The following is a 15,915-nucleotide window of genomic DNA, read 5'->3' as shown; positions in this document are numbered from 1 at the left end:
CGGCCGGGCTGCCGGGAGCGGGAGCGCCCCGCGGGCGCGGCCGGCATTACCGCACCAGATCGCGCCGCAGCGTGACAAGCTCCCTGAGCTCCTCCGTCGACAGCTCGGTGATCCAGTTCTCGGAGCCGGCCATCACCGTCTCGCTCAGCTGCCGCTTGCTTTCCAGCATCTCGTCGATCCGCTCCTCCAGCGTGCCGAGCGCAATGAGCTTGTAAACGTGGACATTCTTCACCTGCCCGATCCGATAGGCGCGGTCGGTCGCCTGGTTCTCGACGGCCGGATTCCACCAGCGGTCGTAATGGAAGACGTGGCTGGCCGCCGTCAGATTCAGCCCGACGCCGCCGGCTTTCAGCGACAGGACGAACACATGCGGCTGCCTGCCGGCGGGCAGCGCGTTCGACTGGAACATCTCGATCATCCGCTCGCGCATGGCCCGGGGCGTGCCGCCGTGCAGATAGAGCACCGGCTCGCCGAGCGTTTCCTGAAGCACCGCCTGGATCAGCCTGCCCATGCCGACATACTGGGTGAAAATGAGGCATCGTTCGCCCGCTTCCCGCAGTTCCCGCACCATCTCGAGCAGCCGCTCCAGCTTCTCCGACCGGGCGGCGAGCGCCGCAACGTCCACCGCGGGTCCGTCCGTCGCCTGCGGCCGGCCATCTCCGTCCGCATCGAACGCCGTGCGCACGGCCGGCAGCGGCTCCTTCGTCACCAGCGCCGGATGCGCGCACAATTGCTTCAGCCTCGTGATCGCCGCCAGGATGGCGCCCTTCCGTTCGATCCCGGTCAGCTCGCCCGACCGATCCAGCAAATCCCGCACTGTCCGCTCATACCATGCGGCCTGCTCGGCCGTCAGATGCACGTAGGTCTTCATCTCGTTCTTCTCCGGCAGGTCGAGCTGCACGGCGGGGTCCTGCTTCTGCCGCCGGAGCAGGAACGGCTTCACCAGCTTGCGGAGCTCGGCCAGCCGCGCATCGCCGCCTTCCTTCAGGGCGGCGCCGCCGTAGCGCTCGTTGAACGCCCGCTGGCTGCCGAGGTATCCCGGATTGAGGAAGTCGAAGATCGACCACAGCTCGGCGAGCCGGTTCTCGATCGGCGTGCCGGTGAGCGCGATCCGGTGGCGCGCCGGGAAACTGCGCACGGCCGCGGCCTGTTTCGTCGCGTAGTTCTTGATGTTCTGCGCCTCGTCGAGGCAGACCGCGTCCCAGGAGACGGCGGCGAGCGTCTTCCGGTCGAGCGCCGCCGTCGTGTACGACGTCAGCACGACGTCCGCCGCCTCGGCCGCTTCGCGGAATTCGGCTCCCGAGTGTCGTCCGCCGCCGTAATGCAGCAGCACGCGCAGCGATGGCGCGAAGCGGGCGAGTTCTTTCTGCCAGTTGCCGATCACCGATGTCGGGCAGACGATGAGCGAAGGCATCATCCGGCCGGCGGCCCGCATCTCCTCCCGCGCATGCAGCAGGTAGGCGATGAGCTGCACCGTCTTGCCGAGCCCCATGTCGTCCGCGAGGCAGGCGCCGAGGCCGAAGCGCCGCAGCGAGGCGAGCCACGAGAACCCGATCTGCTGGTACGGGCGCAGCGCGGTCTTGAGCCCTTCCGGCGCCGGCAGCAGCGGATTGTCCTCCGGACGGCCGAGCTGCCCGATCAGCCGGAGCAGGCGGCCGCTCAGCTCCACCTCGAGCGCGACGCGGGCTTCTTCGGCCGCGCCGCCGGCTTCCGCTCCGCCGTCCTCCGGCGCGTCATCGCCGGCCGCGCCGCCGAGCAGATGCAGCTGCAGCACGTCGCGGAACGACAGGCCGCGGGACGGATCGTACTGCGCCATCGCCTTGCGGATGACGGGCAGCATCGCCGGATCGAGCGCGACCCACTGTCCGCGGACGCGGACGAGCCGCCGGCCGCGGGCGGCCAGCTCGAGGAACTCCTGCTCCGAGAGCTCGGCGCTCCCCAAGGCGATGCGCCAGTCGAAATCGACGAGCGACTCCAGGCCGAACAGCGACGGACCTTCGCCGGCGTCCGACCGGATGCGGGCGCGCAGGCGCGGCCGCGCGCGGCGGGCTTCCTCCCACCAGGCGGGCAGCAGCACCTGCCAGCCCGCGGCGATCAGCCGGACGCTGTCCGCGCTGAGGAAGCGCCAGGCCGCCGCGTCATCCAGCGCCGTGCCTTCCGGCTGCCACCCGCCGTCCGGCGCCAGGTCCGGCAGGGCGGCGCGCAGCCGCTTGAGCCAGCCGTCGGCCCGCCCGCGCACGGCGTCCGTCCATTCCTCCGGCCAGCCGCCGGAGACATGGCCGTCCGGATCGAGCCGGACGGGCACGAGCGCATCGGGGCGTTCCTTGTCCTGCAGCACGATCCGGAGCCGCCATTCGGCATCGATCGGACCGGGCTCGATGAGCTGCAGCGCCGGACGGAACGGCGCGGTGTCCTGCCGCCAGCCGATGTGGACGAGCCAGTCGTCATCGCTCAGGCTCCGCGCCGCCTCGCCGGCGCCCGGTTCGAAGAGGCGCGGAAATTCCCGGCGCAGGTCGGCCGCCCGTTCCTCCGTGCCGTAATGCCGGTCGAAGACGGCCGCCGTGAACGCGGCGCGGAGCCGCCGGCCGAAATCATCGTCGGCTTCGCCCGACGCGACCAGCGCGTCGATCCGCCGGTCGATCTCCCGGTCTTCCCATTGCCACTCAAGCCGGCCCGCCGCCATCGCTTCGCGGCTCGGCGCATACCGCTTCGCCGCCGCGCACGCCATCAGGGCGGGGGCCAGCCGCCGGAGCAGCTCGGCCTCGCCGCCCCATGCCCAGTCCACATGCCCCAGCAGCGGCAGCTCTGCGAAGAACGGAATGACGAACTCCGCCGGCAATTCGACGATCTCGATGTTCCGCAGGCTGCGGATTTCCAGTTCCGTGCCGTAGAACGAGTCTTCGTGCCAGGCGAACAGCAGCTGTTTCAGTCGCATGCCCGGCACGAATCCGCCGGTTCCGTCGAGTCCGTAGAGCAGCGCATCGCCGTCCTCCGTCAGGCTGAGCCGGACATCGATCGCACCCAGGTCCATTTTCATCGCCATTTCCTCTCTCCCGTTTCCGCCGCGCGCATCGCGGCCGCGGCGGAAGGCGGACGCATCAATAAACCAGCATCATTATAACACAGCGGGGGAAAGCCGATTCCGGCTATTCCTTTCATATAAAAATAAGTGTTTATACCTAGTTCTCGGGATGGTGTAATGCTGCTTTACTTGTCAAACTTGAGCACTACAAGCTATAATTTACGTCAATCCTGCTTTGTTTTTATCAATTTTCTTCCTTAACCGGCATGGACTTACATCCTGGCAGAGGGCGGGGAATGATGTGAGTCGCAGGACGATCGGCGTATTGATTCCGGTTCCGGACGGGTTTTATTACGGCGATATTCTGTGGGGTATATCGCGCGAAGCGCTGATGCTCGATCTCGACGTTCTGGTTGTCTCGACCGCGACGTTCGACAGCTTCGGCCTGCGCATCTCGTATGACGCCCGGGTCGGCTGGGATCTGGTTGACGCATGGATTATCGTGGCGCAGGCGGTGTCGGAAGCCTATGCGCGGGAATTGGCGGGCACCGGAAAGCCCCTCGTGACGATCGCGGATCACGCCGGGCTGTCGGACTCGGCCTATGTCGTCAAATGCGACAACCGCGGCGCATCGGAAGCGCTTACCCGGCATCTCATCGAAATGGGGCACCGGCGCATCGCGTTCGCAGGCAGCCTGGCGAATGCGGATTACCGCGAGCGCTTTCAAGGCTGCAAGGACGCCATGGAGAAAGCCGGCATCGGGATGGGCGCGGGCAACGTGTACGACGTGCAGAGCGGCGACGCGGCCGCCCGCCTGATGCTGGAGGAAGGCCTGCCGTACACGGCGGTGTTCGCCGCCTCGGACCTGGTCGCTTCCGCGCTGGTTCAGCAGCTGACGGAAGCGGGCGTGCGCGTCCCCGAAGATGTGGCGGTCGTCGGCTTCGACGACAGCGGCATCGCGAAGACGTGCAAGCCGAGTCTGACGACGGCCCGGCAGCCGATCATCGAGCTCGGCCGCTGCGCACTGCGGCGGACGATGGACATTCTGGAAGGCCGATCCGGCCGGGTCGGCACGACCGTCCTGCCGGTCGGGGTGGTCATCCGCGAATCGAGCGGCGGGAAGGCGTCCGACGATCTGTCGGAGAACGATCAGACGCTGTCCTGGAAGAACATCCCCGGCGAAGAGCTGGAGCAGCTGATCGAATCGCACCGCCGGCTCAGCCTGCGTCTGATCGACACCCGGGACATGTCGTGGCTGCGCTATACGAACCAGCACTGGGGCATCGTCGGCCTGTGGGAAGGCGAGCCCGGCGCCTCCGATCTCATCCTTGACAGCGCCTACAGCGTGAACAGCACGGGCGTGCCGGAGACCGGCAGCCGCTGGATGGCGGAGCGTTTTCCCCCGATGCCTCCGCTCAAGCGCAGAGCGGACGACCCGGAATTCGTGCTCGTGCAGCTCATCCAGTCGGAGACGCGGAATTGGGGGCTTCTCGTCACCGCGGGACCGGTGAACGAGCGGTTCATCCGCGGCCACGACACGCGCCAGCTGCCTTCGCTGCTCGGCGCCATGATCGACCACCGGAAGCTGCTCGCCGAACTCGAGCAGCGGGAGGCCGGCTACGCCGCGCTGGCGGAGCGGCTCGGCATCGTCTCGCGCACGACGCATGACGGCGTCTTCGAACTTAAGCTGCCGTCCTGCCGGATCGAATGGATCACCGGCATCAAGTCGCTGCCGGGCGTCCGTCAGGAGGAATGGCCGACCGACGGCCAGGCATTCCTCAATCTGGTACACCCCGAGGACGTGCCGCGCGTCAAGGTCCTATGGGAGGCGGCGGTAAAACACCGGCTGCCGCTCCACATTGAATTCCGGTTGAATCGCGGGGATGAATATATCTGGGTGTCGGCGGCGGGTGAGATCGTGACCGACGCCGGCGGCAACGCCGTCCGGTTCCTCGGCGCCATTACGGACATCCATTTGCGCAAGATGGCCGAGCGCGCGCTGCTCGCTTCCGAGGAGCGATACCGCGCGTTCTTCCGGAACACGCCGGTCATGCTGCTGTCTCTCGACGAGCAATTCGTCATCACCGATGCGAATCCGTGCTGGCTGGAGGCAATGGGCTACGAGCGCGAGGAAGTCATCGGCGCGAGCTGCCTGTCGTTTCTGACGCCGGAATCGGAGGAAAAATGGCGCGCCCATTGGTCAAACGGGAAAGCGGAGACGGGCATTGCCGACATGGAGCTGCAGTGGGTGACGCGCGGCGGCCAGACGATCGACGGGCTGGTGAACGGCCGGCGTTACGGCGAACCGGGGCAGGCGCGGATCTACCTCTCGGTCCGCGACATCACGGAGAGAAAGCGGGCGGAACGGCAGATCCATTTTCTCGCCTACCACGATCCGCTGACCGGGCTGCCGAACCGGCGGATGTTCTATGAACGGCTGGAGCAGGCCATCGGCGAGGCGAAAGCGGGCGGGACGCGCGTCGCCGTCATGATGATCGACCTCGACCATTTCAAGGTCATCAACGACAGCCTGGGCCACGACATGGGCGACGCCCTGCTCCGGCTGGTCGCCGGCCAGCTGGCCGACATGGTCGGCGGCGCCGGCCTCGTCGCCCGCATCGGCGGCGACGAATTTACGATCATGCTGACCGGCGGCGAAGCCGGGGAAGCGGCGGGGCGGCTGGCGGAACGCATCGTGGACAAGCTGCGGCAGCCGTTCACGGTCGCCGGCCACGACCTGTTCGCCACGGCCAGCGTCGGCATCAGCCGCTATCCCGAGGACGGCGTCGATATCGGCGAGCTGGTCAAGAAAGCGGACACCGCCATGTACCGGGCGAAGCAGCAGGGCCGGAACCGCATGGAGACCTACAGCGGCACGATGGAGGAAGTGGTCCGGGAACGGCTTGCGATCGGCAGCCGGCTGCGCCTGTCCCTGGACTCGATGGCGGGCTTCTATCTGCTGTACCAGCCGCAGCTTGATCTGAAGAGCGGACGGCTGATCGGCGCGGAGGCGCTGATCCGCTGGACGCTGCCGGACATCGGCAGCGTGCCGCCGGGCATGTTCATCCCGCTCGCGGAAGAGTTCGGCATGATCGCCCCGATCGGCGAGTGGGTGCTGCGCGAGGCGTGCCGGCAGCTCAAGGCGTGGTCCGACCGGTTCGCCGGCGGGTGGCACCTGTCGGTCAATCTGTCGGTGAAGCAGCTGCAGCAGCCGGGCTTCGTCGCCGGCGTCGACCGGATTGTGGCGGAGTCGGGCGTCGACCCCGGGCGGCTCTGCTTCGAGATTACGGAAACCGCGGCGTTGCTTAACCTCGAATCGTGCGCCCAGATTCTGAATGAACTGCGCGCGAGGGGGATCCGGATCGCGCTGGACGACTTCGGCACCGGCTATTCGTCCCTGCTGCTGCTGAAGAGCCTGCCGCTGTCGATCGTGAAAATCGACCGTTCGTTCACGCACGATCTGCTCGCAAGCAGCGCGACGGCTTCAATCGTATCCGGCATCATCGCCATGTCGAAGGGACTCGGCATGTCCGTCATCGCCGAAGGCATCGAGACGGAGGAACAGCTCGAGGCGCTTGGCCGCCTCGGCTGCGAAGGCTACCAGGGGTACTATGAGAGCCGGCCGCTTCCGCCCGATCTGTTCGAACGGCAATATCTGGCGGACGATCCGCCGGAGGACGCGTGAGCCGGTTGATCCCGCAAAGTGAAAAGCCGCGCAGGCGGTTCCGTTGAAGGAGCCCGCCGCGCGGCTTTGTCCTGTTATGCCGGAAGCTGGGGAGTTCCCAGTGACTTGTTCTCTTTCTTGAACGCGGTGACATACAGCAAGATGGCCGTAATGACGTGCAGCGCCCATCCGAGGAACGGAATCCAGGCCAGGCAGGAGGTGACAAGGCCCACAATGGAACCGTAGAACGATTCCTTGTTGATGACGGTCCGACGTTCGGCTCAGTCTCTTCTGAGCGCGGAGATGAGCAGCAGCACGGCGGTCAGCAGATGAAGCAGCCAGCCGAGGAAGGGAATCCAGGCCAGCATGGACGTGACGATGCCCAGGATCGAGCCGTGGTACGATTCGTGATTTTTGACGGAAATGATGAGTGTTGCGGCATGCAGGATGCACATGACGACCAGCGCCCAGTAGGCACTGGCCAGGACAATGAGACCTCCGAGCACCGGAATGGCCAGGACGGCTTCCATTACGCCGGTGAGCAGTTTCATGGCTTTGGCATTTGACATGGGCTTTAAGCCCCCTCCTCTCCGGTTCCGCCGGATGCACATGCGACAGCACCCACCATCATGTATATGCGCCGCCGGCATGTCCAGTCAGCGGGAAAACGTTCCTTGTCCCCCGGGTGCGCGCTGTTTTACAATGGTGCCGTCGGGAATCGCATTTCCGCCAAACAGCGAAAGGGACGGTGAAACATGAAGAAAATCGGGTTCATCGGACTCGGGAACATGGGGCTGCCCATGGCGGTCAACCTGGTCAAGGCCGGCTTCGAGGTGTACGGACTGAACCGCAGCAAGGGAGCGGAGGAGAAATTCGCGCAGGCGGGCGGCAAGACCGGGCTGACCCGGGCGCAGCTGGCGGCCGAAATGGACATGGTCATCACCTGCCTGCCGATGCCTGCCGACGTCGAAGCGGTGTATACGGCGGAGGACGGCCTGATTCCGAACGGCCGGCCCGGTCTCCTGCTCGTCGATTGCAGCACGGTCGGCCCCGAACTGAACCGGCGCCTGTTCGATGCGGCGGCGGCCCGCGGCATCGCGTTTCTCGACGCGCCGGTAAGCGGCGGTACGGTCGGCGCGGCCGAAGGCACGCTCAGCATCATGGTCGGCGGCGAACGCGAAGCGTTCGACCGGGCGAGGCCCGCCTTCGAGGCGATGGGCAAGCAGATCTATTATGTCGGTCCGAGCGGCAGCGGCTCGGTCGTCAAGCTGATCAACCAGCTCATGGTCGGCATCCATACGCAGGCGGTCAGCGAGGCGCTGGCGTTGGGGCGCAAGGCCGGGCTCGACGAGGCGGCGCTTGTCGACATTCTGATGGCGAGCTTCGCCAGCAGCCGCATGCTCGACCGCCATTACTCGGGCTTCATCGCGAAGGAAGCGTATGATCCCGGCTTCGCCATCAAGCTGCTCGGCAAAGACCTCGACCTGGCGGCCGAGATGGCGGAGAAGAGCGGCGTCCGGCTGAAGGCCGGGGCGCGTGTGCGCAGCCTGTTTCACCGCGCGATCGCATCCGGCTACGGCGACCGCGACATGGCGGCGATGTTCCGCTTCCAGACGGACGAAGACGCGAAGGAAAGCGAAGCGGGCCCGATCAAGCATTACGCCGTCTTCCTGCCGATGAAGGATGCGGAGAAGAGCGACCGCTTCAGGCCGGAGCATCTGCAGTTTCTGGCCGAGCAGCGCGCGGCCGGCCGGCTGTTCGCCAACGGGCGGTTCACCGACGGCGCAGGCGGTCTGGTCATCTACAAGGCGCGCTCGTACGAGGAAGTGGAAAACTGGGTGAAGCAGGACCCGTACATTGTGCATGGCGCGCGCGGGTATGAGATCCACGAGTGGGATGTCGTGCCGGCGGAAGGGTGAGCCGCGGATCGCAGCGGTTGACGTCACACGATCAGGAGGTATAAACGCGTGACCATATTAACGTTTCCGAAAGATTTCGTCTGGGGCGTCTCGACGTCCGCCTATCAGATCGAGGGCGCGCTGACCGAGGACGGCCGCGGTCCGTCGATCTGGGATACACTGGCCGCCATTCCGGGGCGCATCATGAACGGCGACGACGCGAGCGTCGCATGCGACAGTTACCACCGGTATGAAGAAGACATCGCGCTGATGAAAGAGCTCGGCGTGAAAGCGTACCGCTTCTCGGTGTCCTGGCCGCGCATCTATCCGCAAGGGGACGGCGAGGTGAACCCGAAGGGCATCGCGCATTACAAGCGGTTCGTGACGAAGCTGCGCGAGGCGGGCATCACCCCGTTCTGCACGCTCTATCACTGGGAACTCCCGCAGGCGCTGCAGGACCGGGGAGGCTGGGAAAACCGGGCGACGATCGATGCGTTCGTCCGTTTCGCCGAGACGATGTTCCGCGAATTCGACGGGCTGATCGATTACTACATGACGTTCAATGAACCGTGGTGCATCGCGATCAACGGCCATCTGCTCGGCCGGCACGCGCCGGGCATCACGAATTGGCAGTCGGCCATTCAGGTCGCCCACAACGTCATGGTCGCCCACGGCCGGACGGTGCGCCGCTTCCGCGAGCTTGGCGTGAAGGGGCAGATCGGCTACGCGCCGGACATGTACTGGTACGAGCCGCTCACCCGCAAGCAGGAGGACGTCGACGCGGCCTACCGCGCATTTTCCATCTACAACTGGTTCGTGGAGCCGGTCTTCACCGGCAAGTATCCGGAGAAGATGGCGGAATGGATCAAGTCGAAAGGCGCCGAGCCGGTCGTCGAGCCGGGCGACATGGACATCATCCGCGAGCCGATGGATTTCCTGGGCCTGAACTTCTACGGCGGCAACATCGTGCGGCACAAGCCGGGCAACAACTACCTGGACCTCGAGCATGTCGATCTCGGCTATGCCAAGTCGGACAAGGGCTGGTTCATTTATCCGGAAGGCCTGTACAAGATGCTGACCTGGCTGACGGATAATTTCGGCCCGATTCCGATCTACATCACGGAGAACGGCGTCTGCTACAACGACGAGCCGGGACCGGACGGCCGGATCCGGGATGACCGCCGCATCGCGTTCCTGCGCGACCATATCGCCGAGCTCGGCCGCGCGATTGAGTCCGGTGTCAATCTGAAAGGGTATCTGACCTGGTCGCTCATGGACAATTTCGAGTGGGCGTTCGGCTACACGTGCCGCTTCGGCCTCGTGCATGTCGATTACAACACGCTGAAGCGCACGCCGAAGGACAGTTTCTACTGGTACAAGAAAATCATCCGCAACAACTGGATTGAGCTTGAGAGCCGTTAACGCGCGTTCACCCCAAAATGCGGTATTTACAAACCTGACATTCCGTGGTAATATCTGTTCTCAACAAGCGATTGACGGAAGGATTTCTAGGGATCCGACGGCCGGCAAGGCCGGGCGAACCGAGCGAAATCGTCGCGTCGGCATTCGGGGTTAAATAAGCAGGACGCGATACACCGTAAGGGATAAAAGACCTTCGGCAAGTTCCGCCATTACCGGCGGTGCGGGCCGGAGGTCTTTGTTGCTTTAGCAGAACAGAGCGAGATGGGAGGGCATGCAGACGTGTTGGCACTGGAAGTGGAAGGGCTGGTGAAAACGTTCCTCGTCAAGCGGAAACCGGAGGGCTTCAAGGCCAGCGTCCGTTCGCTGTTGCGGCCGGAGTGGACGGAGAAGACGGCGGTGGCCGGCATCCGTCTGAAGGCGGAGGCGGGCGAGACGCTGGCTTTTCTCGGGCCGAACGGAGCGGGCAAATCGACGACGATCAAAATGCTGACCGGCATTCTCCATCCTTCGTCCGGCCATGCCCGCGTGCTGGGGATGGTGCCGTGGAAGGAGCGCGCGGCGCTGGCGTTCCGAATCGGCGCCGTCTTCGGGCAGAAATCGCAGCTCTGGTACCATCTGCCGCCGGCGGACACGTTTGAATTGCTCAGTCGGATGTATGAGCTGGGGCGGGCGGATTACCTGCGCCGCCGCGACGAGCTGGTCGAACGATTCGAGCTCGGGCCGTACATGCAGACGCCCGTCCGCAAGCTGTCGCTCGGCGAGCGGATGCGCTGCGAGATCGCGGCGGCTTTCCTGCACCGCCCGGAACTGCTGTTTCTGGACGAGCCGACGATCGGACTCGATGTCATCGTGAAGCGGCGCATCCGCGAGCTGATCGCGGAGCGGAACCGGGAGGAGGGGACGACCGTTTTCCTGACGTCCCACGATCCGTCCGATATCGAGCAGCTCTGCCGACGGGCGGTCGTCATCCATCACGGAACCGTCATCTTCGACGCCCCGGTCGAGCGGCTGAAGCGCGAAGTCTTGACCTGCAAGACGGTCCGCCTCAAGCTGCGGGACGGCGCGCGGCTGCTGGAGAAGCTGCCGGGCGGCGTCCGGGCCGCGGAAGCCGGGCCGTCCGCGTGGCGGCTGTCCGTGGACACGACCACCGCCTCGATCGAGGATGTGCTCGCCGCGTTCGTCGGACATTGCGCGATCGAGGACATGACGATCGAAGATCCGCCGATGGAGGATGTCATCCGGGCGGTCTACGAAGGCAAGGCCGGCGGCCGGCCGGCGGAGGAGGGAACGGTATGATGACGCCCGCCTTGGCCAAGTGGCACAAGTACCGCGCGGTCGGGATTATCACGGTCAAGCAGCAGCTCCATTACCGGGTCGATTTCATCGTGCGGGCGCTGTTTCTGCTGCTCATCCTGTTCATTTTCATCCATCTGTGGAGAGCAGCGTACACCTCGAGCGGATCGGAGACGATCGAGGGGTTCGCGCTGAATCAGATCATCTGGTATCTCGTCTTCGCGGAAGCCGTCACGATGGCCTGCCCGCAGCTGTGCGTCCGGATCGAGGAAGAAGTGAAGCAGGGCGAGGTGGCGGTCCGTCTCATCCGGCCCATTGCCTACAACGGCTTTCATTACATGACGTATCTGGCGGAGGCCGGGCTCCGCTTCATCGTCCAGCTCGCCGCGGGAAGCGCGATCGCCTGGGCTTACATGGGGTCGCCGCTCTTCGGCTGGGGCTGGGCCGGGCTCGCCGCGCTCCTGCCCGGGGCGTTCACCGTCGCGTTCCTGCTCAATCTGGCCGTCGCGCTGCTGGCCTTCTGGGTCGAGGAGACGCGCGGCATGGAGTTCGTCCTGCAGAAGCTGAACTTCACGGTCGGCGGCATGCTGCTGCCGCTCGAACTGATGCCGGACTGGCTGGAACGCGTCTGCGGGTGGCTGCCGTTCCAGGCGGTGCTCTATTTCCCGGCCCGCATGGGCGTCGCGTTCGACGGCGGGCGGCTCGCCGCGTTTCTGCTGACGCAGTGGGGCTGGGCCGCTGCGCTTGCGGTGCTGTGCGCGTTCATCTATCGGAGAGGAGTGCGGAAACTGAATGTCAACGGCGGTTAGTCTGACGGGCGGCCGCGGGAGCCGCATCCGGCGCGCGGCCGGCATCGCGCGGTACGTGCTGACGTGCTGGAAGCTGAACCTGGCCGCCGCGATGGAGTATCGGGCGAGCTTCTTCATGCTGGCGGTCATGATGTTCGTAAACAACTGCATCTGGCTCGTGTTCTGGGCGATCTTCTTCAACCGGTTTCCGGCCGTGAACGGCTGGGAGCTGCGGGACGTCATGCTGCTGTGGGGCATCAGCGCGGGCGGATTCGGCTGGTCGAGCGTGCTGTTCGGCAATTACCCCCGCATCGCGCCGATCGTGGCGAACGGCGAGCTGGACGTGTTCCTGACGCAGCCGAAACCGCTGCTGCTTAACGTACTCGTCAGCCGCATGTCGCTGACGGCGATGGGCGATTTCCTGTTCGGCGTCGCGATCTACGCCCTGGCCGGCGAACATACGCTGATCGGCGCCGCGAAATATGCGCTGGGGCTCCTGATCAGCGGCCTGCTGTTCCTGTTCGTGACGCTCGCCGCCGGCTCGCTGGCGTTCTTCTTCGGCCATGCGGAAGGGATGGCGTTCCAGCTCTTCAACGGACTTGTTGCGCTCAGCACGTATCCGACGGACATTTTCAAGGGAACGGCACGGATCGTCCTGTTCACGGTGCTGCCGGCCGGCTTCATCAGCTACGCGCCAATCGGTCTGCTCCGGCGGTTCGACGGGACGTTCGTCTGGCTCGCCGCCGCCGCGGTCGCCGCGTTCGGCCTGCTGGCCGTCTCGCTGTTCGCCGTCGGCGTGAGGCGCTACACGTCGGGCAACCGGATGGCCATGCGCGGCTGAAAAAAGCAGTTGCCCGGCCGGGTCAAGGGGTATATAATGACCCTGAAAAGCTTTTCAAACCCGTTTCATGCTTGTTTCGGGTTTCATTCAGGGGTGCGTGGCTGCAATGAAACCGACGATTCGCGATGTCGCGAAACTGGCAGGCGTTTCGATCAGTACCGTATCGCGGGTCATGAACGCGCCCGAAACGGTCGTGCCGGAGAAGCGGCAGCGCGTCCAGGAAGCGATCGAGCGGCTCCGGTACAAGCCGAACGCTTTCGCGCGCGGCCTGATCTACAAGAAATCCGATACCTTCGGCGTCATGATCCCGGATATCGAGAATCCGTATTACGCGGGACTGCTGCGCGGCATCCAGGACGCCGCCGCGGAGATGAACCACAGCGTCATCATCTGCAACACGGACCGCGACAGGAGCCGGATGCTCGCCTATGTGCGGAACCTGTTCGAGAAGCAGGCGGACGGCATCATTTTCGCGAGCGATTCGCTTCATCGGGAGCTCTATGACGAACTGAAGCGAAGCCGGCTGCCGTTCGTGCTCGTCTCGACCGATGCGCCGGAATACGACGCGCCGTCCGTGGACATCGACAACGAGCAGGCGGCCTGCGAGGCGGTGCGCCATCTGATCGAACTCGGCCACCGGGAGATCGGCATGATCGGCTTCCCGGTCGGGAATACGATATCCGGCGCGCCGCGCCTTGCGGGCTTTCGGCGGGCGCTGGCGGAAGCCGGGCTCGACCATTGCGCTTCCCATGTGGAATTTGCGGCCCATCGGTTTGAAGACGCCTGCGAAGCCGCCGGCCGGCTGTTCGTCCGGGCGCCGCAGATCACGGCGGTCTTCGCGGCATCGGATGAATTCGCGATGGGTGTGATCGCGTACGCGCGGGATCACGGGAGGAGCGTGCCGGATCAACTCTCGGTCGTCGGGTTCGACGACATCCGGATGGCGCGCATGTTCATCCCGCGGCTGACCACCGTCGAGCAGCCGGTCTATCAGATCGGCGTGCGTGCGGTTCACAAATTGCACGAGCTGATGGTGAACGGGGAAGTTTCCGTTCTGCACGAGCGGCTGCCTCACCGGCTGATCGTTCGCGAATCGACGGCCGGACTTCGGGTCTGAGCGCGGCGGCAAGGCGGGCAGTCCGCCGTCCCCGGCTGTTTCGGGGACATGCGCATGATGCTGAAAAGCTTTTCGACCCCGTGCACCGAGAGGTTTCAGGCAGTATTTCGTGTATGGACTTGTGGGAGGATATGTAAAAGGATGATACAGACAGAGAACATTTCGGCGGGAGAGAAAACCATGCTGGGCAGACCGACCTGGTGGAAAGAAACCGTCGTCTATCAGGTGTACTGGCGAAGCTTCTTCGATACGAACGGCGACGGCATCGGCGATCTGCGCGGCGTCATCGAGAAGCTCGATTACATCCGCTCGCTGGGCGTCGATTTCATCTGGCTCAATCCGTTCAACGAATCGCCGGGCGTGGACAACGGATACGACATTTCCGACTATTATGCCGTTGCGCCGGAAGCGGGGACGATGGCGGATGTCGACCGGCTGATCGAGGAAGCGCATCGGCGGGGCCTCAAGATCATGATGGACATCGTGCTCAATCATACGTCGGACCGCCATCCCTGGTTCCTCGCTTCGCGGTCGTCGAAGGATGATCCGAAGCGCGACTGGTATATCTGGCGCGATCCGGCGCCGGACGGCGGACCGCCGACGAACTGGCGGTCCTATTTCCATCCGAGCTGCTGGCGGTTCGATGAGGCGACCGGGCAATATTACATGCATTCGTTCGCCATCGGGCAGCCGGATCTCAACTGGGCGAATCCCGAAGTGCGGCAGGCGATGTACCGGATGCTCCGCTTCTGGCTGGACAAGGGCGTGGACGGCCTCCGGCTCGACGCGCTGGCGCTGCTCGCCAAGCCCGAGACGTTCACGGATGCGGCCGATCCTTACGATATCCGCTATCTGACGCACAATCCCGGGCTTCATGATTATCTGCAGGAAATGAACCGCGAAGTGTTCCGCCACTACAACATCATGACGGTGGGCGAGGTTGCCTTCGCGACGCCGGAGCTGGGCGTGCTGTTCGTCGACGAGGAGCGGCGGGAGCTGAACTCGTTGTTCCATTTTGAAGTGGCGGACGAGATGCCGGCCTGGGACATGGTGCGGTTCAAGCGGATTCAGCGCCGCTGGGCGGACGCGCTGCGCGGGCGGGGCGTGATGGGACAGTTCCTGAACAATCACGACCATACGCGGCAGGTGACGCGCTACGGGAACGACCGGGAGTATCGCGTGCAGTCGGCCAAGCTGCTCGCCACGATGATTCATACGCTGCCGGGCATCCCTTATGTTTACCAGGGGGAAGAGCTCGGCATGACCGGTGTCCGGTTCGCGTCCATCGACGATTACCGGGACGTCATGATGAAGAGCCGCTACGAAGAAGAAGTCGGCCGGGGCCGCAGCCCGGAAGAGGTGCTGCGCGAGCTGCAGCCGCTCAGCCGCGACAACTCGCGCACGCCGATGCAGTGGAATGCCGGACGGAACGCCGGCTTTTCGGCCGGCGAGCCGTGGATCCGTCCGAATCCGAACCATACCGCGATCAACGTGGAAGAGGCGGAGGCCGATCCGGATTCGGTGCTGCACTATTACCGGAAGTTGATCGCCCTGCGCAAGGAACATCCGGTCATGGTGTACGGCGATTTCGAGGACATCAGCGGGGACGATCCGCATGTGTACGCTTATGTCCGGAAGCATGGCGATACGGCGTGGATCGTCGTGCTGAACCACAGCGACGCACCCGGCGCATTCGAGCTGCCGGAGCCGTACGCCGGAAAGACGATGCAGCTGGTGCTCGGCAATTATGCCGATGCAGACAAGCTGCTGCGGGCGGGGAAGCTCGAGCTTCGGCCGCATGAGGCGCGGATCTTGAGCTGTGTGATCTGATCGGGCCCCGGGCCGGCGGGAGGATTGATGGAAAGGGCGA

General features: G+C 64.7%; 10 protein-coding genes. 8 read left to right on the top strand and 2 right to left on the bottom strand.

All coding sequences use genetic code 11. The features are described 5' to 3' along the window. Positions 1–46: 46 nt before the first annotated feature. Positions 47–3,043 carry a DEAD/DEAH box helicase gene (locus tag KJQ12_RS09725; protein ID WP_213484507.1) on the bottom strand — a complete coding sequence of 999 codons (2,997 nt, stop codon included), beginning with the start codon at positions 3,041–3,043 and terminating at the stop codon, positions 47–49. A 280-nt stretch (positions 3,044–3,323) separates the two neighbouring features. On the opposite strand from KJQ12_RS09725, the gene KJQ12_RS09720 reads away from it, so the two are divergent. Next, positions 3,324–6,707, top strand: a complete 3,384-nt coding sequence (locus KJQ12_RS09720) for an EAL domain-containing protein (RefSeq protein ID WP_213484506.1) — start codon at positions 3,324–3,326, stop codon at positions 6,705–6,707. 260 nt (positions 6,708–6,967) lie between these two features. Here the strand turns inward: KJQ12_RS09720 and KJQ12_RS09715 are convergent, their stop codons facing one another. Then, positions 6,968–7,255 carry a hypothetical protein gene (locus KJQ12_RS09715; RefSeq protein WP_213484505.1) on the bottom strand — a complete coding sequence of 96 codons (288 nt, stop codon included), beginning with the start codon at positions 7,253–7,255 and terminating at the stop codon, positions 6,968–6,970. 186 nt (positions 7,256–7,441) lie between these two features. On the opposite strand from KJQ12_RS09715, the gene KJQ12_RS09710 reads away from it, so the two are divergent. From KJQ12_RS09710 to KJQ12_RS09680, 7 genes are all read left to right on the top strand, one after another. Continuing rightward, complete coding sequence (locus KJQ12_RS09710; protein ID WP_213484504.1) at positions 7,442–8,605, top strand: NAD(P)-binding domain-containing protein; 1,164 nt, start codon at positions 7,442–7,444, stop codon at positions 8,603–8,605. Between the two features lie 48 nt (positions 8,606–8,653). Further along, complete coding sequence (locus KJQ12_RS09705; protein WP_213484503.1) at positions 8,654–10,006, top strand: GH1 family beta-glucosidase; 1,353 nt, start codon at positions 8,654–8,656, stop codon at positions 10,004–10,006. A 279-nt stretch (positions 10,007–10,285) separates the two neighbouring features. Further along, entirely contained in the window at positions 10,286–11,302 is a 1,017-nt protein-coding gene (locus KJQ12_RS09700; protein WP_213484502.1) for an ABC transporter ATP-binding protein, read from the top strand. Then, positions 11,299–12,108, top strand: coding sequence for an ABC transporter permease (locus KJQ12_RS09695; protein ID WP_244860543.1), 810 nt, complete (start codon positions 11,299–11,301; stop codon positions 12,106–12,108). The genes KJQ12_RS09700 and KJQ12_RS09695 overlap by 4 nt, the downstream gene beginning before the upstream one ends. After that, positions 12,092–12,928: an ABC transporter permease gene (locus KJQ12_RS09690; protein WP_213484501.1), complete on the top strand. Its 837-nt coding sequence runs from the start codon at positions 12,092–12,094 to the stop codon at positions 12,926–12,928. The genes KJQ12_RS09695 and KJQ12_RS09690 overlap by 17 nt, the downstream gene beginning before the upstream one ends. Before the next feature lie 106 nt (positions 12,929–13,034). After that, entirely contained in the window at positions 13,035–14,045 is a 1,011-nt protein-coding gene (locus tag KJQ12_RS09685; protein ID WP_213484500.1) for a LacI family DNA-binding transcriptional regulator, read from the top strand. 141 nt (positions 14,046–14,186) lie between these two features. After that, positions 14,187–15,875, top strand: a complete 1,689-nt coding sequence (locus KJQ12_RS09680; protein ID WP_244860542.1) for a glycoside hydrolase family 13 protein — start codon at positions 14,187–14,189, stop codon at positions 15,873–15,875. Positions 15,876–15,915: the final 40 nt, after the last annotated feature.

This window comes from Thermobacillus xylanilyticus (assembly GCF_907165215.1).
Taxonomy (GTDB): domain Bacteria; phylum Bacillota; class Bacilli; order Paenibacillales; family Paenibacillaceae; genus Thermobacillus; species Thermobacillus xylanilyticus.
Note: the sequence above shows the minus strand (reverse complement) of the source record. Positions and strands in the feature narration are given on the sequence as shown.

Coding starts and splice junctions, on each gene's coding strand:
- KJQ12_RS09685 (WP_213484500.1), top strand. CDS start 13,035: ATGAAACCGACGATTCGCGATGTCGCGAAACTGGCAGGCGTTTCGATC.
- KJQ12_RS09680 (WP_244860542.1), top strand. CDS start 14,187: ATGATACAGACAGAGAACATTTCGGCGGGAGAGAAAACCATGCTGGGC.
- KJQ12_RS09725 (WP_213484507.1), bottom strand. CDS start 3,043: ATGGCGATGAAAATGGACCTGGGTGCGATCGATGTCCGGCTCAGCCTG.
- KJQ12_RS09710 (WP_213484504.1), top strand. CDS start 7,442: ATGAAGAAAATCGGGTTCATCGGACTCGGGAACATGGGGCTGCCCATG.
- KJQ12_RS09715 (WP_213484505.1), bottom strand. CDS start 7,255: ATGTCAAATGCCAAAGCCATGAAACTGCTCACCGGCGTAATGGAAGCC.
- KJQ12_RS09695 (WP_244860543.1), top strand. CDS start 11,299: ATGATGACGCCCGCCTTGGCCAAGTGGCACAAGTACCGCGCGGTCGGG.
- KJQ12_RS09690 (WP_213484501.1), top strand. CDS start 12,092: ATGTCAACGGCGGTTAGTCTGACGGGCGGCCGCGGGAGCCGCATCCGG.